Annotated in this window: 18 protein-coding genes; 2 read left to right on the top strand and 16 right to left on the bottom strand. The window is 72.7% G+C overall.

The annotated features are described in order from the left end of the window. Positions 1 to 48 precede the first annotated feature (48 nt). Complete coding sequence (locus tag AB0367_RS10255) at positions 49 to 2,199, top strand: transglycosylase domain-containing protein (protein WP_366225910.1); 2,151 nt, start codon at positions 49 to 51, stop codon at positions 2,197 to 2,199. On the opposite strand, the gene AB0367_RS10250 is transcribed toward AB0367_RS10255, so the two are convergent. The 16 genes from AB0367_RS10250 to AB0367_RS10175 form a co-directional block, all read right to left on the bottom strand. Further along, a complete protein-coding gene (locus AB0367_RS10250) occupies positions 2,159 to 3,610 on the bottom strand; it encodes an MFS transporter (protein ID WP_366225909.1) in 1,452 nt (483 codons plus the stop codon). The two genes, AB0367_RS10255 and AB0367_RS10250, sit on opposite strands and share 41 nt — an antisense overlap. A 198-nt stretch (positions 3,611 to 3,808) precedes the next feature. Continuing rightward, the gene (locus tag AB0367_RS10245; protein ID WP_366225908.1) at positions 3,809 to 4,522 is read right to left on the bottom strand and encodes an ABC transporter permease subunit; all 714 of its coding nucleotides are present in this window, start codon (positions 4,520 to 4,522) and stop codon (positions 3,809 to 3,811) included. Then, entirely contained in the window at positions 4,519 to 5,433 is a 915-nt protein-coding gene (locus AB0367_RS10240; RefSeq protein WP_366225907.1) for an ABC transporter ATP-binding protein, read from the bottom strand. Before AB0367_RS10240 ends, AB0367_RS10245 begins: the two co-directional genes overlap by 4 nt. 1 nt (position 5,434) lies before the next feature. Then, the gene (locus AB0367_RS10235) at positions 5,435 to 6,301 is read right to left on the bottom strand and encodes an ABC transporter permease (RefSeq protein ID WP_366225906.1); all 867 of its coding nucleotides are present in this window, start codon (positions 6,299 to 6,301) and stop codon (positions 5,435 to 5,437) included. Then, positions 6,285 to 7,241: an ABC transporter ATP-binding protein gene (locus tag AB0367_RS10230; protein ID WP_366225905.1), complete on the bottom strand. Its 957-nt coding sequence runs from the start codon at positions 7,239 to 7,241 to the stop codon at positions 6,285 to 6,287. Before AB0367_RS10230 ends, AB0367_RS10235 begins: the two co-directional genes overlap by 17 nt. Positions 7,242 to 7,369: 128 nt before the next feature. Then, positions 7,370 to 8,746, bottom strand: a complete 1,377-nt coding sequence (locus tag AB0367_RS10225) for a nucleotide pyrophosphatase/phosphodiesterase family protein (RefSeq protein ID WP_366225904.1) — start codon at positions 8,744 to 8,746, stop codon at positions 7,370 to 7,372. Further along, positions 8,743 to 9,909, bottom strand: coding sequence for a metabolite traffic protein EboE (gene eboE / locus AB0367_RS10220; protein WP_366225903.1), 1,167 nt, complete (start codon positions 9,907 to 9,909; stop codon positions 8,743 to 8,745). Before eboE ends, AB0367_RS10225 begins: the two co-directional genes overlap by 4 nt. Further along, positions 9,909 to 10,760, bottom strand: coding sequence for a TatD family hydrolase (locus tag AB0367_RS10215; protein WP_366225902.1), 852 nt, complete (start codon positions 10,758 to 10,760; stop codon positions 9,909 to 9,911). Before AB0367_RS10215 ends, eboE begins: the two co-directional genes overlap by 1 nt. Beyond that, positions 10,760 to 11,380, bottom strand: a complete 621-nt coding sequence (locus AB0367_RS10210) for an EboA domain-containing protein (protein WP_366225901.1) — start codon at positions 11,378 to 11,380, stop codon at positions 10,760 to 10,762. Before AB0367_RS10210 ends, AB0367_RS10215 begins: the two co-directional genes overlap by 1 nt. Beyond that, positions 11,377 to 12,243: a sugar phosphate isomerase/epimerase family protein gene (locus tag AB0367_RS10205; protein WP_366225900.1), complete on the bottom strand. Its 867-nt coding sequence runs from the start codon at positions 12,241 to 12,243 to the stop codon at positions 11,377 to 11,379. The genes AB0367_RS10210 and AB0367_RS10205 overlap by 4 nt, the downstream gene beginning before the upstream one ends. 43 nt (positions 12,244 to 12,286) lie before the next feature. Beyond that, complete coding sequence (locus AB0367_RS10200) at positions 12,287 to 13,192, bottom strand: SCO3242 family prenyltransferase (protein WP_366225899.1); 906 nt, start codon at positions 13,190 to 13,192, stop codon at positions 12,287 to 12,289. Then, positions 13,189 to 14,322, bottom strand: coding sequence for an inositol-3-phosphate synthase (locus AB0367_RS10195; RefSeq protein ID WP_366225898.1), 1,134 nt, complete (start codon positions 14,320 to 14,322; stop codon positions 13,189 to 13,191). Before AB0367_RS10195 ends, AB0367_RS10200 begins: the two co-directional genes overlap by 4 nt. 171 nt (positions 14,323 to 14,493) lie before the next feature. Further along, the gene (locus AB0367_RS10190; RefSeq protein WP_366225897.1) at positions 14,494 to 15,288 is read right to left on the bottom strand and encodes a YidC/Oxa1 family membrane protein insertase; all 795 of its coding nucleotides are present in this window, start codon (positions 15,286 to 15,288) and stop codon (positions 14,494 to 14,496) included. A gap of 558 nt (positions 15,289 to 15,846) precedes the next feature. Further along, positions 15,847 to 16,101, bottom strand: coding sequence for a DUF6412 domain-containing protein (locus tag AB0367_RS10185; protein ID WP_366225896.1), 255 nt, complete (start codon positions 16,099 to 16,101; stop codon positions 15,847 to 15,849). A 170-nt stretch (positions 16,102 to 16,271) separates the two neighbouring features. After that, positions 16,272 to 17,150: a hypothetical protein gene (locus AB0367_RS10180; protein ID WP_366225895.1), complete on the bottom strand. Its 879-nt coding sequence runs from the start codon at positions 17,148 to 17,150 to the stop codon at positions 16,272 to 16,274. 50 nt (positions 17,151 to 17,200) lie between these two features. After that, positions 17,201 to 17,332, bottom strand: coding sequence for a hypothetical protein (locus AB0367_RS10175; RefSeq protein WP_366225894.1), 132 nt, complete (start codon positions 17,330 to 17,332; stop codon positions 17,201 to 17,203). 196 nt (positions 17,333 to 17,528) lie between these two features. On the opposite strand from AB0367_RS10175, the gene AB0367_RS10170 reads away from it, so the two are divergent. Beyond that, complete coding sequence (locus AB0367_RS10170) at positions 17,529 to 18,293, top strand: DUF72 domain-containing protein (protein WP_366225893.1); 765 nt, start codon at positions 17,529 to 17,531, stop codon at positions 18,291 to 18,293. Positions 18,294 to 18,314: the final 21 nt, after the last annotated feature.

The following is an 18,314-nucleotide window of genomic DNA, read 5'->3' as shown; positions in this document are numbered from 1 at the left end:
GGCATTTTTCACGTGCCACCGGCGCCGCGGTCGGGTATGCCTTTCAGGGTGCGTCGACACGTTGCCCTGAAGGCCCTCGCGTCCCTGTTACTCTGCGGGCTGTTCGCGGGGGTGGTGGTCGCCGCGGCGGTCTTCCCCGGCGTCGCCGCCTCCGGGCTCCTAGCCAAGGGCGGGGCCGACACATTCGAGGAACTGCCCACCTCGCTCGACGTGCTGCCGTCGCCGCAGATCTCCTACATCTACGCCAGCGACCGCACGACGCTGCTCGCGATGATGTACGACGAGAACCGGCGCGACGTGCCGATCGCCGAGGTGTCGCCGTACGTGGCGCAGGCCATCGTGGCGGCCGAAGACACGCGCTTCTACAAGCACCACGGGGTCGACCTCAAGGGCGCGGCCCGCGCGTTCGTGAACAACGAGAACGGCGGGGACCAGCAGGGCGCCTCGACGCTGACGATGCAGTACGTGCGGCAGGTGACCGCGTACTCGGCGAAGACGCCGCAGGAGGTCGTCGACGCGACCGCGAAGACGCCAGGTCGCAAGCTGCGCGAGGTGAAGCTCGCCATGGCGCTGGAGGAGAAGCTCACCAAGCAGCAGATCCTCGAGCGGTACCTCAACATCTCCTCGTTCGGCCACGGCGCGTACGGCATCTACGCCGCCGCGCACGTCTACTTCGGCAAGGACCCCAAGGACCTGACGCTGTCCGAGTCGGCGCTCCTCGCGGGTCTGGTGAAGGCGCCGTCGACGAACGACCCGGCGACCGCCGAAGGGCTGCCGAAGGCGGTCACCCGCGAGGGGTACGTGCTGGACCAGATGGTGGCGATGCACTACATCACGCCGCAGCAGCGCGCCGAGGCGGCGGCCGCGAAGCTCACCATCGTCGGGCAGCGCACGCCGGAGGGGTGCGGGTCGGTGCAGCGCTCCGACCTCGGTGCCGGGTTCCTGTGCGACTACGTGCGCCGGTGGTGGCGCGACCAGCCCGCGTTCGGCGCGGACGCGTACGAGCGGGAGAACCGGCTGAGCTCCGGCGGATACACGATCGTCAGCTCGCTGAACATCCAGACGCAGGCGGCGGCGTTCAAGTACGCCAAGGATCAGCCGTACGTCGGTGGCGAGAAGGTCGGCATGAGCAACCCGGAGGCGGTCATGGTCGCCGCGGTCGAGCCGGGCACCGGGCGGGTGCAGGCCCTCGCGACCAACCGCAACTTCAGCAACGACCAGAGCGCCAACGGGCCGAGCACCAACCCGTCGCGGAAGGGCCAGAAGGGCAACTACCCCAACACGACGGTGCCGTTCATCACCGGCGGGCCGGGTGTGCCCGGCTACCAGGCCGGCTCCTCGTTCAAGATCTTCACGGCGATAGCGGCGCTGGAGGCCGGGCTGCCGCTGAGCCACACCGAGGACGTGCAGGCGCAGTTCGTCTCGGACTACCCGATCTCGGCCAGCAGCCCCGCGGCCTGCAACGGCACGCACTACTGCCCGAAGAACTCCGGCGGCGACCCCACCGGCACGTTCAACATGTGGCAGAGCTTCGGCATGTCGCTCAACACCTATTTCGTACCGCTGCAGCAGCGCGTCGGCGCCGACAAGGTGGTCGACGTGGCGAAGCGGCTGGGCATCCAGTTCCGCTCGCCGAACGACGCGGCGTTCGCCAAAGACGCCAAGCAGTGGGGCGCGTTCACCCTCGGTGTGTCGGACACGACGCCGCTGGACCTGGCCAACGCCTACGCGACCCTCGCCGCCGACGGCCTCTACTGCGCCCCGACCCCGGTGGTGGAGATCAAGGACCTCAACGGCCACAAGATCGACGCCGGCGACCCGAAGTGCCACACGGTGGTCGAGCCCGACGTCGCCCGCGCCGCGGTGGACATGGCGCGGTGCCCGGTCGGCGACCAGTCCGCGTTCAACGCCTGCCCCAACGGCGGCACGGCGACCGGCGTGCACGGCGATGTCGGCCGCCCGGTCGCCGGCAAGACCGGCACCACCGACAGCGAGAAGAGCGCGACGTTCGTGGCGATGACCAGGCAGCTCGCGGTCGCCGGGATCCTCACCGACCCGGACAACCCGCAGACCGACCGGACGATGTCGCACCCGGTCGTCAACAACGCGGTCGCCTACACGCTGAAGGCGGCCCTGCAGGGCCAGCCGGTGGTGGACTTCACGCCGCCGAGCCGCCTCCGGGCGTTGGGCTCGAACTGATCCGGCCGGTCCGGCCCGCGGGCGACCCGGTGGCCTCGGCGGCGGCGCGCGCCCGCAGCAGCGCGCGCACGTCCTCGATGTCCCGGGGCGCCGTGCGCGACGCCCGCCAGTACATGAAACCGGTCGGCACGAAGAACAGCTGGAACGCCGCCAGGCCGATGGCCAGGTTCGCCGGCGGCGGGAAGCTGCGCGCCAGCGCCGCGAAGACCGCCCCGACCAGGCCGTTGCCGGCCGCGCGGCCGGCGCCGTTGACGAGGTTGCCCAGGGAGTACACCGTGCCGCGGTGCTCCGGCGGGTTGACATCGGCGATGAGCGCGAACCAGTTCGGCGAGTTCGCCGAGGTCAGCCCGAGCGCGACCAGCGCCAGCAGAAACGCGCCGAGCAGGCTCGGCGAGGTGAACAGCGAGCCGAGCACCAGCGCCGCGGCCGGCCCGGTCGCGGTCTCGGGGGCCGGCAGGTGCAGCGGGGCGAAGAACAGCAGCACGTACAGCGGGACGCCGGCCAGGATGCCGATCGCCGCCACCTTCGCCCGCCCGCCCGGGTCGCGCCGCTGCAGCCGGTCGCCGATCAGCCCGCCGACGATCGACAGCACGCCGCCGAGCTGGAACAGCGTCGTCAGCAGCCCGCCGATCTCGATCGCGGCCCGCTCGTCGTATCCCTGAGCCTCCACCCGGGCCTGGAACAGCCGCGGCAGCCAGACCAGCGAGCCGAACGCCGCCTGGGCCGTCAGCCCCTGCAGGATCAGCCAGACGTTGGTCCGCCGGGCCGCGATGCGCGGGAGGTCGGTGCGGGAGATGCGGTGCTCGTACTCCTCGCCCGCCGCGAACACCGCGGCCAGGTCGGGCTCGCTCTGCCCGCGCCGAATGTCGGCGGTGGTGAAGTACGCGATGGCGGCCACGACCCCGAGCCCGGCCAGCACGGAGAACGGGGTGCGCCAGTCGGCGCCGCCGAGCTGGCTGGCGACGAGGACGCCGGCCAGCGTCCCCACCCCCTGCGACAGCCCCCACAGGCTCATCACCAGCCCGCGCCGCCGGGGCGAGATGAGATCGCTGACCACGGAGAACCCGACGGACCCGACGGCGCCGATGCCGACGGCGGCGAACAGCTGCGCGGCGAGGAACCCCCAGTATCCGCCGACCCACACGGTGGCACCGGTGCCGGCGGCCCAGATCAGCGTGCCGATCATCAGCATGGGCTTGCGGCGGGTGCGGTCCCCCGCGTACGCCCACGCGACGGCGGCCACCGCGGTCACGAGGTAGCTGACGGCCGTGACGACGCCGAGGGCCCCTTCACCTACCCCGAGGGAGCGGCTGATCGGCGAGTACAGCGGCGGCACCAGGCCGATGGCCACATTGTCGAGCGAGGCCAGGATGATGAACACGACCACGCTGTAGACCCGACGCACGCTCACACTCAACCATCGCTGACCTGCTCTTGGCCACCTGACCCCGCCGTCGGCAAACATGTGTACCGCGCGTGTCGATTTCCTATCGGCCCCGTTCGTAGAGTCCTCGTGCCCTCCGATCAGGGCGCTGGGGCCCGCACCTACGGGGAGGCGCCGCCGCGGATCCCACCGCGACGGCGCCAGGTTCGGGCCCCTGCCCAAGGCTCAGCCGGTCTCGCCGGCGACCGAGAGGGTGCGCAGCCGCTGGATCGCGTAGGCGGTCGAGGCGATGATGAACACGCCGGCCATGACGCAGCTCAGTGGGACCGACACGTTGCCGTGCAGCAGTTCGGTCGGGGCCAGCCAGTCGACGATCGCCTGGACGTACTGCTGGATCGACAGCTTCTGCGTGCCGGAGAGGATGTTGCCCAGCGTGCCCTCCCAGAGCACGACGTAGGCGAGGCCGACGAGCACCGGGCGGCGGGTCACGACGCTGATGAGCAGGAACAGCGAGCAGTACGCCAGTGCGCCGATCACCGCGCCCACGACCAGGGCGAACGCCAGCGCCTGCTCGCCCGCGATGAGGCCGACGAGGAACAGCGGCACGCCGGCGAAAAGGCCGGTGACGCCGGTGGCGACGCCGAGCTTGGTGAGGATGATCTCCGAGCGCGGCAGGGGCTTGGCCAGGATGTGCGTGATCGTGCCGTCGTCGATCTCGGAGCCCAGCACACCGGTGCCGACGATGAGGGCGATCACCGGCAGTACCGCCGTGAAGCCCAGGCCCCCGATGATGCCCTCGCCCCATTCGGCCGGCGCGGGGCCGAACGCGCGGGCGAGGATCGCCAGGCCGATGAGCATCAGCGGCAGCGGTACGAGCAGCCAGATCCGGCGCCGGCCGAGCAGGCCGCGGGCCGTGATCATCGCGATTGTGGCGTTCATCGGGCACCCACCAGGTAGGAGAACACGCTTTCCAGGGACTCGTCGGCCGGCAGCAGGCGGCGCACCCGCACGCCCTCCTTGAGCGCGATGCGCGGCAGGACCCGGGTGAACGTGCCGTAGTCGGACGCGCGGACCTGCAGGCCGGTCGCGTCGATGTCGACGCCGGCGACCGAGTCCTGGGCCATGAGCGCGACCGCGAGGCGCCGGTCGTCGCTGGAGCGGATGGTGAACACGTGCGGGCGGTTGGTCATCAGCCGCCGGATGGTGCGGAACTCGCCGGATGCGGCGAGCCGGCCGGCGACCATGACCTGGACGGTGCCGGAGACCTGCTCGACCTCCTCCAGGATGTGCGAGGAGAACAGCACGGTCCGCCCGTCGTCGCCCATCGTGTGCAGCAGGTCCATCATGTGGAAGCGCTGCCGCGGGTCCATGCCGTTGAAGGGCTCGTCGAGCAGCAGCACGCTCGGCTCGTGGACCAGGGCGGCGGCGACCCGGATGCGCTGGCGCATGCCCTTGCTGTACGTCTCGATCCGCCGGTCCTGGGCCGCCTCCATCTCCACGAGGGCGATCGCCCGGCGGGCGGCCTCCTCGGGGTTGGTCAGGCGGAACAGCTTGGCGCTGGCGACCACGAACTCCTTGCCGGTGAGGAACCCGTGCACGGACTCGCGCTCGCTGACCAGCCCGAGGGTGCGGTACACGTCGGGGTTGCGCCACGTCGGCGCGCCGTCGACGGTGAGCGTGCCCCGCGACGGGGCGAGGAACCCGGACATCATGTGCAGCAGGGTGGTCTTGCCGGCCCCGTTCGGGCCCAGCAGGCCGGTGACGCCCGGCCCGAGGCTCATGGTGACGTCGTTGACGGCCACCACGTTGCCGTACCACCGGGAAACGTGCTGCAGGTCGACGGTGCTCATCTCAGGCGGCCACCTTCCGGTAACGCTGCAGCAGGAGCCCGACGGATCCGCCGAGCAGGATCAGCGCGCCGAGGCCGTACACCGGGCCGAAGTCGCCGATCGGCAGCCGGTTGTTGGCGTCCATGCCGAACATCCACTGTTCCAGTCCGAGCATGAGGAACATCGGGTTGGCCAGGAACGCCAGGCTCCCGACGGTCTCGTTGCCGAGCACCCCGAGGATGACGACGATCGGCGAGGTCACGAGGAAGACGCCGACGATGAACGCCGCGGCGAACGCGCGCCGGCCGGTCAGCGAGGCGATCAGCAGCGAGAGCGAGGCGAGGACCAGGGCGCGCACGAGCGCGGCGCCGAGCCCCGGGCCGAGGTCGCCGAGCTCGTCCCAGGCGCCGTGGAAGCCGTCGGTGCGGGTGAACACGGCGCCGATGTAGATGAGCAGCTGGGGCACGCCGAGCAGCAGGAACACGGCGGTGACCAGCGCGGCGTACTTCGACAGCGCGTAGTCGGTGCGGGCCAGCGGCCGGGAGAAGTACAGCGGCAGCGTGCGGTCGCGCAGGTCGCGGGAGACCAGCTCGGGCGCGACGATCGCCAGGAACAGCATCACCGGGTAGCTCAGCCCTGCGGCGTACTGCCGGTAGGTCATCAGCGTCTGGCCGCTGATCGACCGGACCGCGATGGCGACCACGGCGACGAGCAGCACGATGCCGATGATCAGCCAGGGGAAGATCTTCGCCTTGGCGCCCCGCCCGATGCCGAACGCGCTGCGCACGCTGTGCTCGTAGAGGGAGCGGTTGGCATACCACCGGCCCAGGCGCGGTCCCGTGTACCGCTGGTAGCCGATGTCGTGGATGACACTAGTCTGCGGCGCCACGGCCGGCCTCCTGAGCGACGCTGAGCGCTGGTGCGGTGACGGTTGGTGGTTGGAAGAGCTCGGCGACCCGGTGCCGGCGCTGGTCGAGCCGGTGCAGCGGCAGGTCGAGCTCGGCGACCGCGATGAGGATCCGGTCGTAGACGTCCTCGCCGTCCAGCGGCACGCTGAGCGCGGCACCGTCGCGGGTGGCCGGGATGCCAAGCTCCGCCAGGCGCGCGGTGAGCTGCTCGACGCCCTCGCTGACCTCGACGGTGAGCACGTCGCGGCTGGTGGTCATGTCCTCGACCGTCGCGGAGCGCAGCAGCCGCCCGCCGTCGATGGCGATGATCGAGTCGCAGATGCGCTCGACCTCGCCGAGCAGGTGGGAGCACACGACGACCGAGATGCCGAACTCGCTGCCGATGCGGTGCACCAGCTCCAGCATCGCGTCGCGGCCGGCCGGGTCGAGGCCGTTGGTCGGCTCGTCGAGCAGCAGCAGGTCGGGGTCATGCGCGAGCGCCTGGGCCAGCTTGACCCGCTGCTTCATGCCGGTCGAGTAGCCGCCGATCTGGCGATACCGCTCCTCGTAGAGCCCGACGTGGCGCAGCGCCTCGGAGGCGCGCTCGCGGGCCGCGGTGGCGGGCAGGCCGCTCATGCGGGCCAGGTGCGTCACGAACTCCGCGGCGGACACCTCGCTCGGCAGGCAGTCGTGCTCCGGCATGTACCCGACGCGGGCACGCACCTCCTCCGCGTGTTGCGTCGGATCGAGCCCGAGGACCCGCAGATCACCGGAGGTCGGCGCCAGCAGGCCGAGCATGATCTTGATGAACGTGGACTTTCCGGCGCCGTTGGCCCCGACGAGCCCGATGATCCCCGGCTCTACGGCCAGGGTCAGATCCGCAAGGGCGGTGACGCCACCCCCGTAGCGCTTCGTCAGCGCACGCGTCTCGATGAGTGTCACGACGCCGAGACTACGGAACGTGCACGGCCCGGACCATCCGGAACGCACCTGAGAGTGGTTCCTTAGGGGTTCCACCTGTGATTCTTCTCAGGTTCGGGCTACATCCGCTCGCGGTCGACTCCGGGGCGTCACCCCACCAGCCCGGCCAGCCCCAGCAGCAACGACCTGACCTCGGTGGCCCGGACCCGCTCGGGCGCGACGGCGGGATCGTCACACAGCCACACCGGCCCGTCCTCGTCCGCCGTCGGCAACAGCCCGTGCGACCCGCGCACGGCCCGGGCACCGGCGTCCAGGCCGACGACGCTCATGAGGTACCGCATGCCGGTCTTCTTGCGCAGCAGGGCGAGGCCGGCCCGGCCCTTGGCCGCCCCCGGCCCGGCCGGGTCGAAGAACAGCTCGGCGGGGTCGTAGCCGGGCTTGCGGTGGATCTCCACGAGGTTGGCGAAGTCGGGACGCCGGGCGTCGTCGAGCCAGTAGTAGTACGTGAACCAGGCGTCGGGCTCGGCCAGCAGCACGATCTCGCCGGAGCGCTCGTGGTCCAGGCCGTGGCGGGCCTTGCCGGCCTCGTCCAGCACCTCGGCGACGCCGGGCAGGGCGGCACACAGCTTGCGCACCACGGCGACGTCTTGCGCATCGCGCACGTAGACGTGCGCGATCTGATGGTCGGCGACGGCGAACGCGCGCGACGTCCACGGGTCGAGGTACTCCATCCCGTCCTGGGTGTGGACGTTGAGCAGCCCCTCGGCGCGCAGCAGGCGGTTGACGTCGACGGGCCGGCTCGCCTCGGTGATGCCGTACTCCGACAGCGCCACCGTGGTCGCCCCGCGCGCCCGCGCCGCGTCGAGCAGCGGGCCCAGGACCGCGTCGAGCTCGGCCGCGGCCGCCGCCGCGCGCGGGTCCGACGGGCCGTAGCGCTGCAGGTCGTAGTCCAGGTGCGGTAGGTACACCAGGGTCAGGTCGGGGTTCTTATCGGCCATGATCTGCTGCGCGGCCCGCGCGATCCACGCCGAGGATGCGATGCCGGCGTTCGGCCCCCAGTACGTGAACAGCGGGAACGGGCCGAGCCGGGCGGTGAGCTCGTCGTGCAGCGCCGGCGGGTAGGTGTAGCAGTCGGGCTCCTTGCGCCCGTCGGCGTAGTAGATCGGCCGCGGGGTGACGGTCCAGTCGACGTCGGCGCCCATCGCGTACCACCAGCAGACGTTCGCCACCGTGTAGCCGGGCTGGGCGCGGCGGGCGGCGTGCCACAGCTTGTCACCGCCGACGAGCGCGTTGTGCTGCCGCCAGAGCAGCACCTCGCCGAGGTCACGGAAGTACCAGCCGTTGCCGACGATGCCGTGCCCGGCCGGCGGCTCGCCGGTCAGGAACGTCGACTGCACCGAGCAGGTGACGGCGGGCAGCACCGGCTCGAGCGGCACCGCGGCGCCCAGCCGCGACAGGTTGGGCATGTGCGGCAGCAGCCGCGGGGTCAGCCCGACGACGTCCAGTACCACCAGCGGCTTGCTCATCTAGGCTCCAAGGTCTTGAGGCCGAGGTCCTGCAGGGTGTCCCGGGCGTAGGCGAGCTCGGCGGCCATGCCGTCGGCGAGGGCCTGCGGGCCGGCCGGGCGCTGCTCCGGGGGCAGGACGTTCCAGGTGTACGTCTCGACCTCGAGGTGGTCGCAGGCGGCGATCGGCCCGCCGACGAGCGCGCCGAGGCCGGCCCGCAGCACGCCGGTGGTCGCGCGCAGCGGCGGCTCGGGCTCGGCGTGCAGCGGCACGTGGTAGTGGACCCGCCACGGCCCGTCCGGCCAGATCGAGGGCCCAGCCTCAAGCGCCTCGTCGAGGTCGTCGAACTCGTGCCGGCAGCCGGCGGTGCGGGTCTGGTGCAGGAACCTCGGCTCGGCGTAGCGCCGCACGACCTCGCGGGCGCCACTGGGATCGGCGACCTCCAGCGCGGCCGACACCTGAATCTTCACCACCGGCAGCCCGGCACGGGCGAGGCGCTGCACCGCGGCGACCGGGTCCTCCCACGCGCACGCCAGGTGCGCCAGGTCGACGCAGACGCCCACCCACTGCCGGTCCACCCGGGACAGGTGCACGGTGGCCTGCAGCGTGTTCTCGATGACGCAGCCGGGCTCAGGTTCGAAGGCGACGCGGACGGTACGGCCGGTGAGCACCTCCAGCGCCGCGAGCCCCTGGGCCAGCGCGTCCAGCGCGCGCCAGACCCGGGCGACCCGCCGGCCGTCCCACGGGTCGCGCCAGCCCAGCGGCAGGGTCGAGATCGAGCCGCGCACCGCGTCGTCGGGCAGCAGGTCGACCAGGATCCGCGCCAGGTCGAGGGTGTAGCGCAGCCGGGCCGGGTCGGTCCAGTCCGGCAGGTACACGGCACGCTTGACGACCGGGGCGTGGAACTCGCGGTACGGGAAGCCGTTGAGCGTCACCACCTCCAGGCCGCGGGTGTCGAGCTCATGGCGCAGCCGGCGGCGCAGGGCCGGCTCGGCGGCGAGCTCGGCGGCCACGCCGGCGCCGAGCCACAGCCCGAGGCCGAGCACGTCCGTGCCGAGCCGCTCGCGCATCGGCGTCGCGTACGTGTCGAGCTGGGCGAGGATCCCGCGCAGGTCCTCGGCCGGGTGGACGTTGGTGCCGTACGCCAGATGCACCAGCTGCCCGTCGGGGTGCCGCAGCCGCATCAGGATCCCCCGCGCAGGATCGAGTTGCCCTCGAACGTCATCGGCCCCGCGTCCACCGCGGACGGGTCCAGTCGCTTCGACTGCCCGTAGAACTCCACCGGGTTGCGCCACAGCACCCGGTCCACGTCGTCGTCGCTGAACCCGGCCGCCAGCATCTCCTCGCCGGTACGCCGGGTCAGCAGCGGATCCGAGCGTCCCCAGTCGGCGGCGGAGTTCACCAGCATCCGGTCCAGGCCGTACTCGCGCAGGATGTGCACCATCCGCGCGGCGGTCATCTTCGTGTCGGGGTAGATGGAGAAGCCCATCCAGCAGCCGCTGCCGGCGACCGCGCCGACGGTGACCTCGTTGAGGTGGTCCACGGCGACCAGGCCCGGATCGATGCCGGACTCGCGCACGACGGCGAGGGTGCGCTCGGTGCCGCGGGCCTTGTCCCGGTGCGGGGTGTGCACCAGCGCGGGCAGCTCGTGCTCGACGGCGAGGGCGAGCTGCGCGGCGAACGCCTCGTCCTCCTCCGGGGTCATCGAGTCGTACCCGATCTCGCCGACCGCGACGACGCCGTCCTTCTCCAGGTACCGCGGCAGCACGCCCAGCACCTCGCGGCAGCGCGGGTCGTTGGCCTCCTTCGGGTTGAGCGCGATCGTGGCGTGGTGCCGGATGCCGAACTGGGCGGCCCGGAACGGCTCCCAGCCGACGAGCGAGTCGAAGTAGTCGGTGAACGAGCCGACGTTCGTGCGCGGCTGGCCCAGCCAGAACGCGGGCTCGACCAGCGCGCGCACCCCGGCGGCGGCCATCCGCTCGTAGTCGTCGGTGGTCCGGGACGTCATGTGGATGTGGGGGTCGAAGATGCGCATCACGAGACCCTCTCCTGAAGTCGGTGCAGCAGCTCGGTCGCGTCGGCGGCCATGGTTCGCCCCGCGGCCTGCCGCTCCCGCACCAGACCGCTGAGCATGGTGGCGAGCTCGGCGTCCGCGCGCTCGTCGAGGTCGGCGACGCCCGCCAGCGGCAGCTGCATGAACACGGCCTTGAGCACGCCCTGGCGCCAGGCGGCGGCGTCCAGGTGCCGCGCGGCCGGGCCGAGCGCGGCGGTGACGAGCCGGGTGTCGTTGGTGCGCAGCGCGTCCAGCAGCAGCGGTTCCACGACGGACGGGGGCAGGTCCAGCAGCGGCAGGGCGCGCAGCACGGCGCGTTTCTCGGCGGCGTCGCCGTAGCGGTACAGCGGCTCGACCTCGGCGGCGGCCGACTCGCGCGGCAGCCGGGCCAGCAGCAGTACCCGGGCGGCGTCCTCAATGCTCCAGCCCGGCGGGATCCGGCCGTCGTCGGGCAGCATCCCGCGGCCGCACCGGCGCCCGGCCGCGGGGAACAGCCGCCCGATCGCCGCCGGCTGCCGCGCCACCGTCTCCAGCGCGGTGTCGAGCCAGGCGGTGTCGGCGAGCTCGGCGATCAGTTCCGCGTGCAGGTCCTCGGTCCTCATGGCACCTCCTGGAAGCGATCCAGCGACCGTTGCTCGGCGGCGCGCAGGAACGCCAGCGAGTCGCGGGCCACGCTCGGCGCGGCGTGGCTGTGGCGGGGCAGCTCGACGGCGACGAGGCCGCCGTAGTCGATGTCGGCCAGCGCGCGCAGTACGGACGGGAAGTCGACCTCGCCCGCGCCGAACTCCAGGTGCTCGTGCACGCCCCGGCGCATGTCGTCGATCTGCACGTTGACCAGCGAGCCGGCCGCCCGGCGCACGCACTCGTCGGCCGGCACCGGCTCCAGGCACCGGCAGTGACCGATGTCGAGGGTCAGCCCGAAGTGCACGGGCGCGCCCAGGTCGGCCCGCAGCCGCTCCCAGTCAGCCATCGACTCGACCAGCATGCCCGGCTCCGGCTCGAACCCGAGCATCATCTCCGCGCCCTCGGCCGCGGCGAGCACCTCGGCGCAGCCACCCACCAGCCGCCGCCAGGCCTGGTCCGGATCGAGCCCGGGCGGGCGCACCCCGGCCCAGAAGCTCACCGCCTCCGCGCCGAGGTCGGCGCCGATGCGCACGGCCCGGCGCAGGAACTCCAGCCGCGGCCCCGGCTCGTCGTCCTGCAGCGTCGGGGCGTGCTTGTGCCACTTGTCCAGCAGGTACCGCGCACCGGTCTCGATCACCACGCCCAGGCCGAGCTCGCGCAGCCGGTTGGCCACGGCGCGCACGTGCCGGGACAGGTGCGCGTCGAACGGGTCCAGGTGGTGATGGTCGAGGGTGAGCGCGACACCCTCGTACCCGAGCCCGGCGATGACGTCGAGCGCGTCGTCGAGCCGGTGGTTGCTGAAGCCGTTGGTCCCGTACCCGAACCGCAGTCCACCACTCATGCCGCCACCACCACCCAGGTCTCTACGCTTCGCTCCGAGCCGCTCACGTCGGCGACACCCTCCGGGAGAGCAGGCGGGCCAGCGGGGCCGCGGCGGCGACGGCGAGCCCGGCCAGCGGGCGTCCCGCCCTGGCGGTCAGTGCGCCCTGCAGCGCGGGCAGGTTGAGGATCCCGGCCCCCACCGACGCCCGTACCCGGGCCGCGTCGGGGTTGCGGAGGGCGGCGACCTGCGGCGCCCCGTACCGCACCGCGTACACCGCGGCGAGCGCCGCCGGCACCGGCGCCCGCGCGCCAACCGCCGCCGCGGCCGCGACCGCCGCGGTCCCGGCGAGCGTGGCGGCCGGCAGCGCGGGCGTGGCCCCCGCCACCTCCGACCGGGACAGGGCGGTCACCGTGTACGTGTGGGCGAACACCGTCGCCGCGGGCCACGCGGCCCGGCGCAGCCGCCCGCCGGACGCACCCAGCAGCACGTCGAGGGCCCGGCAGGCGGCCATCGCGGCCGGCCCGGCGGGGGTGGCCTTGAGCCCCAGGTCATACGCCCACACCGCCCCGGCCAGCGGCACCGCGACGGCGAGCGCACGCCGCCCGCCGGCGAGTCCCGCGGCGGCGACCCCGGCCGCGGTGAGGCCCACGGCCACGCCGAGCGCGGTCTCCGGCCGGATCCGCCCGGACGGGATCGGCCGTTCGGGCCGCTCGACGGCGTCCACATCGCGGTCGGCCCAGTCGTTGGCGGCCATGCCGGCCCAGTACAGCAGCACGCCCGCCCCGGCGAGCCCGGCCGTGCGCGGCCCGAGCCGCCCCGCCGCCGCGGCCCCCGCGATGACGTCACCGGGCACCGACAGCGCCGCGGGCGCCCGGACCAGTTCCACGAGATCCCGCCAGCTCGGATGCGACCCGGTGGAGGCCAGGCCCCGCCGGGTCGCATGCGACCCGGCCGCACTGTCGCTCATCGCAGGCTCGCCGTGAAGGCTACGAGGGCCTCGAACTGCGCGGCCAGGCCGTGCTCGGCGTCGCCGAGCGGGTCCTTGAAGAAGAAGGCCAGCTCGGGCAGCGGCCCCACCCGGCCGCTACGGTGCGCGGCGGCCGTGAGGCGGGCTAGGTCGAGCACCAGCGGGGCCGCGAGCGCGGAGTCGCAGCCGTGCCAGGTGAACTCCATGCGCATCGGCGTGCCCAGGAACCCGGCGAACGTGATCAGGTCCCAGGCGGTCTTGAAGTCGCCGATGTCCGGCACGTACTCGATGCGGGTGTGCCCGTCCGGGACATACCCGAGGGTCTCGCCGAGCACGCGCTGCTTGCTCGCCGACTTGGCCGCGTTGGCCGCCGGTTCGGAGAGCGTCGCGCCGTCGCCGCCGCCGAGCAGGTTGATGCCCGACCAGGAGCGCACGCTGAGCCGGCGCATCGCGAACATCGGGGCGAGCGCCGACTTGAGCAGGGTCTCGCCGGTCTTGCCGTCATGGCCCGTGTACGGCAGGCGCTGCCGCTGCGCCAGTTCGTGCAGCGCCGGCAGGCGGGCGCCGGTCGACGGGGTGAAGTCGACGTAGGCGCAGCCCGCGGTCAGCGCGGCATACGCGACGAGGGAGCTCGGCGGGAGTACGACATCCGGGGTCTGCAACGCCTCGCGCAGCGCCTCGAGCGAGGCGTGCGCCGGATGCGGGACCGGGGCCGCCTCGGTGGACGCCACGTTGACGACGACCACGCGCTCCAGCCCGTGCCGCTCACGGAACGCGGCCAGGTCGGCCACGATCGCCTCGGCGACGCCGCCCTGGGTCTCGGCGTGCGGCAGCGGCCGGATCTCCTCGTCCACCGCGGACAGTTCACTGTGGAGCGCGGCGACCAGCCGCGCCGGCACGACACCGGCGGCGGCCAGCGCCTCGGCCCGCTTGAGCAGCCCGGTCGTGGCGATGTCGTGGCCGCCGAACACGAGGTCAGCGAACCCGGGTAACGCCCCGCCGCGCAGGGCGGGATGCTCGGTGACACATCCGATGGGCTCGGTCAGCCCGGCCCGCAGCGCCGCGGCGCCGACAATGCTGGTGACGGCAACGGATCCGCGCGCGCCAACCAGCCACACACCCGTACGCACGGGCTCCTCCTAGCGGTGAGGAATCGTGTGACGATGGGGGTCATGGTGGGGTGCGACATCGCCGATTGTCGCTGGAATACGAGCCTAGATCCCCTCCACCTCCTTCCGCCAGAGTCGATCGAACTTTTATACAAACCAAAAAAACTTTGGCGTCGTACCCCTAAAGCCTGCTCATCGCCGCCGAGCCCGCCGTCTTTTCCCCCCGCCTTTGCGCCCCGGCTCCGCGGCGCTCCGCCCCGCACTCCCCGCGCCCTTCCGCCTCGACCCGTCGGCTTTCGGCCCCGGCTCCGCAAGACCCCGCCCACTCCCGCCGTTGTTGCGGCCCGGGCCACCCACGTCGGACTGCGGCCCGCCGGCTTTCCGTCCGGCTCCACCGGTTCGCGGTTCCAGCTCCCCGGTCGGCGGCCGGCGGAACACCCACCGCTCCGCAGCCGTCCAGACACCGGTCGTAACGAGGTAGAGCCCGGCGGCGAGCGGCGCGAACGGAGCGAAGAGGACGGTCCCGAACGACAGCGCCCGAACGAACCTGGGCGACCCCTCGGGCAGCTGCCGTACGTTCCACAGCGCGATCCCGCCGAGCGCGGCGACAACGAGCCACCCGGCCAGGAGCGCGGGGTGCGTGACGAGCCGGGCGGTGAGGTCGGCGCCGAGCAGCGTGTGCCCCTGCATGGCGGTCCCGGTGAACTCCCGGTACAACAGCCAGACGAACGGCGCCTGGGCGAGCTGGGGCAGCAGCCCGGCAAAAGGTCCGGACCCTGCACCACGCATCAGCGCGGTGCTCCGCTCGGCGAGGACGACGGGCTCGTGCGAGTGCCGCTCGCGCAGCTCGGCGATTTGCGGCGCAAGCCGGGCCCGAGCCCGCTCGGCGCGGTAGACCCGCAGGCTCAGCGGCAGCAGCAAGGCCCGCAGCAGGAGGGTGGCGACGACGATGGCCGCCGGCACAGACCCGAGCAGCCCAGCCAGCACGACAAGAACATGACCAACCACGGAACGTGACCCTTCTCGGTCAACGAAGCAATCGGACGCGCCCCGACGGCGCGTTTGATGAGCCCGGCCACGACCCGCGCGGATGGATCAGCGCAGGGCAACGAAGTTCGGCTCAGGCAGACGCATCTCTTGCGTCGAGGGACCGCGGGTGAAACCTCACGTCCTGCGGCACCGCCGTGCACCGCACGTCACGTCGCGCCCAGACACCGCACTCGCCCCACAGCACCAGCACGCCCATCGCGCACACCGGCACACGGCAGCGCAACACGTGGTGCATGCCCATCGCGAAACCCTCACGTGGCAGCACGACACCCACACGCCTATCGGGAAGCCCGCACGCGGCAGCGCAACACGTGGACGCCCGAAACCCGCACGTGACAGGTGACAGCGCGGTACCCGCGCATCGAGGTGCGAAATCCATTCCTGGCATCGCCGCGTCGCAGGGCACGTCGCCTTACCGCAGGCACCCGAAGCCTGGCAGGTGCGCGGTTCGGCATCGCGCGGCGCGGTTCACCGCACCGTGGGACGTGCGGCGGGTCAGATTCCAGGTGCGCGGGGACGCGGCCGACCGGCCGCGTCCGGGTCGACCGAGCGGATGGAGTGGCCGCGGGCGGCACGGGCGCGCGCCGGGACGGCGCACAGCTGTGCGGGCGCGGCCGGCGCCCCGGCGACAAGCCTCGCGGCGAGGACGACGGCGACCGCAGCCAGCACCGCCGCCGCGACAGCGACGACGTCGGCCGGCGTGACGACCGAGGCCCACGCGGCGAACAGGGTGGTCAGCGACCACGACATGCATCCGATGCTACGCGGCCCGGGCAACCACCCGCGCCGTCGGCGACCACCCGCCCGGTCGCCGCCCGGCCCTTATCACGGCCCAACCCTGCTATCACAGCCCAACCCTGCGAAGCGGGCACCGATCCCGGCCCGGCCTGGCCGCGTGAGGCCGCCGCGGCGAACGCGGGTCAGGAGGCTGCGGCGCGCGATTTCACCCAGGCGGCGATCTGGGTGCGGGACTCCAGGTCGAGCTTGTTGAGGCGCAGCGCGTCGGCGGTGTCGCCGGCGGCCTCGGCGATCTGGGCGTCGGCGAGCCAGCGGTACGCGTCGTCGAACAGCGGGTGGTCGATGGCGGTCGCGATCGGGCGCAGCTCGTCGGCGGTCAGGCCCGCGGACAGGCCGGCGGAGATCAGGTCGTGGGCGAAGTCGCGCCCGGTGACGCCGGTGGCGCGGACCGCGTCGACGACGGTGTGCAGCAGCTCTCGGGCCTGCTCGCCGCGGCCGAGCCGGCAGGCGACGTGGAACTGCAGGCCGGGAACCGAAGTCTGGGTGAGCATCGGATAGGCGGCGGTGGAGTGCTCGATGAGGCCTCGGATGACGATGTCGACCTTGTCGAGCTCGCCGGCCTCCAGCAGCAGGCCGGCGAAGAGCACGCCGTGGTAGTCGCTGCCGTTGCGGGTGCGCAGCAGGCCCCGGTCGCGGCGCCGGGCGGCCTCCAGCTCGGCGAGGGCGACGCCGAGGTTGCCCGCCTGGACGGCGAGCCGGGCTCGGCCCTGAAAGTACGCGGCGACGGCCAGTGACTCGAACCCGGCCCGCTCCGCGAACGTGCGCATCCGCTCGAGCGCCGCGGCCCAGTCGGCGGGCCCGCCGGGCAGCAGGTTGTAGAGATTGTTGAGCGACCGGGCGGCCAGCAGCCACTCGCCGGCCTCCTCGGCCTCCTGGTGCACCGGCCACGACGGACGCGACCTGCGCCACCACGGACGACGCTCGTCGCGGAAGACCCGGCAACCGGCGCGGCCCCGGCGTGCCGTGCGGACCACCAGGAGGGTGTGGTCCGCACGGCGCACCGGGGCTGTGCTCCCCCGCGGTTCGGGTCGTGCGGGTCTCGGGCCGCCGGTCAGGCGGCTACGCCGCCACGCCACGCTCGGCGTCGCAGCTTCACGCGGCTTGACCAGTGCTTGGCCTCGTCGAGCATGTGCAGCCGGCGCTGGCGGACGAGCTCGGTGAGCAGACCGTCGTGAACGTTCATCTCCAGATCCCCTTCAGCCTTGTACTGCAAGCGTGTCGAAGTAGGGCCTGCGTTTCATCGGTAGCGCTGACGTAATCCAGCCGGGCCGGCATACGTAGTCGGCCACTCGACGCGTCTACGCATCCCTAGGCCCGCCTAGTCATCCCGCATCGGCGCAGGTTACGGCCGTCCGCGCCGGGGAACGGGTCCGTACGTGATGCGTATCGGCACCTCCGGCTGGCAGTACAAGGACTGGCGTGGCCGCTTCTACCCGCACGACGTGCCGCACCGTCTGTGGCTGGAGCACTACGCGGCGGCGTTCGACACCGTCGAGGTGAACAACGCGTTCTACCGGCTGCCTGAGCGCTCCACGTTCGAGGACTGGCGCACGCGCACGCCCGCGGACTTCGTGGTCACGGTCAAGGGGAGCCGGTACCTCACCCACATCAAGCGCCTGCACGAGCCACGAGAGCCGGTCGCCCGCCTGCTCGATCGGGCCGCCGGCCTGGGCCGCAAGCTCGGGCCGGTCCTGCTGCAGTTGCCGCCGACGCTGCCGGCCGACCCGGCCGCGCTCGACACCACCCTGGACGCCTTCCCGCGTGACGTCCGCGTGGCCGTCGAGCCACGCCACGACTCCTGGTGGAACGGCGAGATCCGCGACGTTCTGCGGTCACACGACGCCGCTCTGTGCTGGTCGGACCGCAAGGCCCGCCCGCAGTCCCCGCTGTGGCGCACCGCCGGCTGGGGCTACCTGCGCCTGCACGAGGGCCGCGGCGCACCCTGGCCCCGATACGGCCGCGCGGCGCTGGACACCTGGACCGGCCGCCTCGCCGAGTCTTTCCAGGAACATTCCACCTACGTGTACTTCAACAACGACCAAGGCTGCGCGGCCGTCGCCGACGCCGCGGCCTTCGCCCACCTGGCCGAGCGGCGAGGGCTCACGGTCGGCCGCGCCCCGGCCCGCTTGCCCCGCTGGTCGTAGTCTTCGACCGTGGCCAAGTTC

The sequence above is a fragment of the Dactylosporangium sp. NPDC051484 genome, assembly GCF_040689395.1.
Classification (GTDB): Bacteria; Actinomycetota; Actinomycetes; order Mycobacteriales; family Micromonosporaceae; genus Dactylosporangium.
The sequence above is the reverse complement of the archived record's forward strand: the minus strand, read 5'-3'. Positions and strand labels throughout refer to the sequence as shown.

Bases quoted from the DNA above. Each gene is read 5' to 3' on its own strand.
- AB0367_RS10185 (WP_366225896.1), bottom strand. From the start codon at position 16,101: ATGTCGTGGTCGCTGACCACCCTGTTCGCCGCGTGGGCCTCGGTCGTC.
- AB0367_RS10215 (WP_366225902.1), bottom strand. From the start codon at position 10,760: ATGCGCATCTTCGACCCCCACATCCACATGACGTCCCGGACCACCGAC.
- AB0367_RS10240 (WP_366225907.1), bottom strand. From the start codon at position 5,433: ATGAGCACCGTCGACCTGCAGCACGTTTCCCGGTGGTACGGCAACGTG.
- AB0367_RS10210 (WP_366225901.1), bottom strand. From the start codon at position 11,380: ATGAGGACCGAGGACCTGCACGCGGAACTGATCGCCGAGCTCGCCGAC.
- AB0367_RS10175 (WP_366225894.1), bottom strand. From the start codon at position 17,332: ATGAACGTTCACGACGGTCTGCTCACCGAGCTCGTCCGCCAGCGCCGG.
- AB0367_RS10245 (WP_366225908.1), bottom strand. From the start codon at position 4,522: ATGAACGCCACAATCGCGATGATCACGGCCCGCGGCCTGCTCGGCCGG.
- AB0367_RS10225 (WP_366225904.1), bottom strand. From the start codon at position 8,746: ATGAGCAAGCCGCTGGTGGTACTGGACGTCGTCGGGCTGACCCCGCGG.
- AB0367_RS10170 (WP_366225893.1), top strand. From the start codon at position 17,529: ATGCGTATCGGCACCTCCGGCTGGCAGTACAAGGACTGGCGTGGCCGC.
- AB0367_RS10200 (WP_366225899.1), bottom strand. From the start codon at position 13,192: ATGAGCGACAGTGCGGCCGGGTCGCATGCGACCCGGCGGGGCCTGGCC.
- AB0367_RS10205 (WP_366225900.1), bottom strand. From the start codon at position 12,243: ATGAGTGGTGGACTGCGGTTCGGGTACGGGACCAACGGCTTCAGCAAC.
- eboE (WP_366225903.1), bottom strand. From the start codon at position 9,909: ATGCGGCTGCGGCACCCCGACGGGCAGCTGGTGCATCTGGCGTACGGC.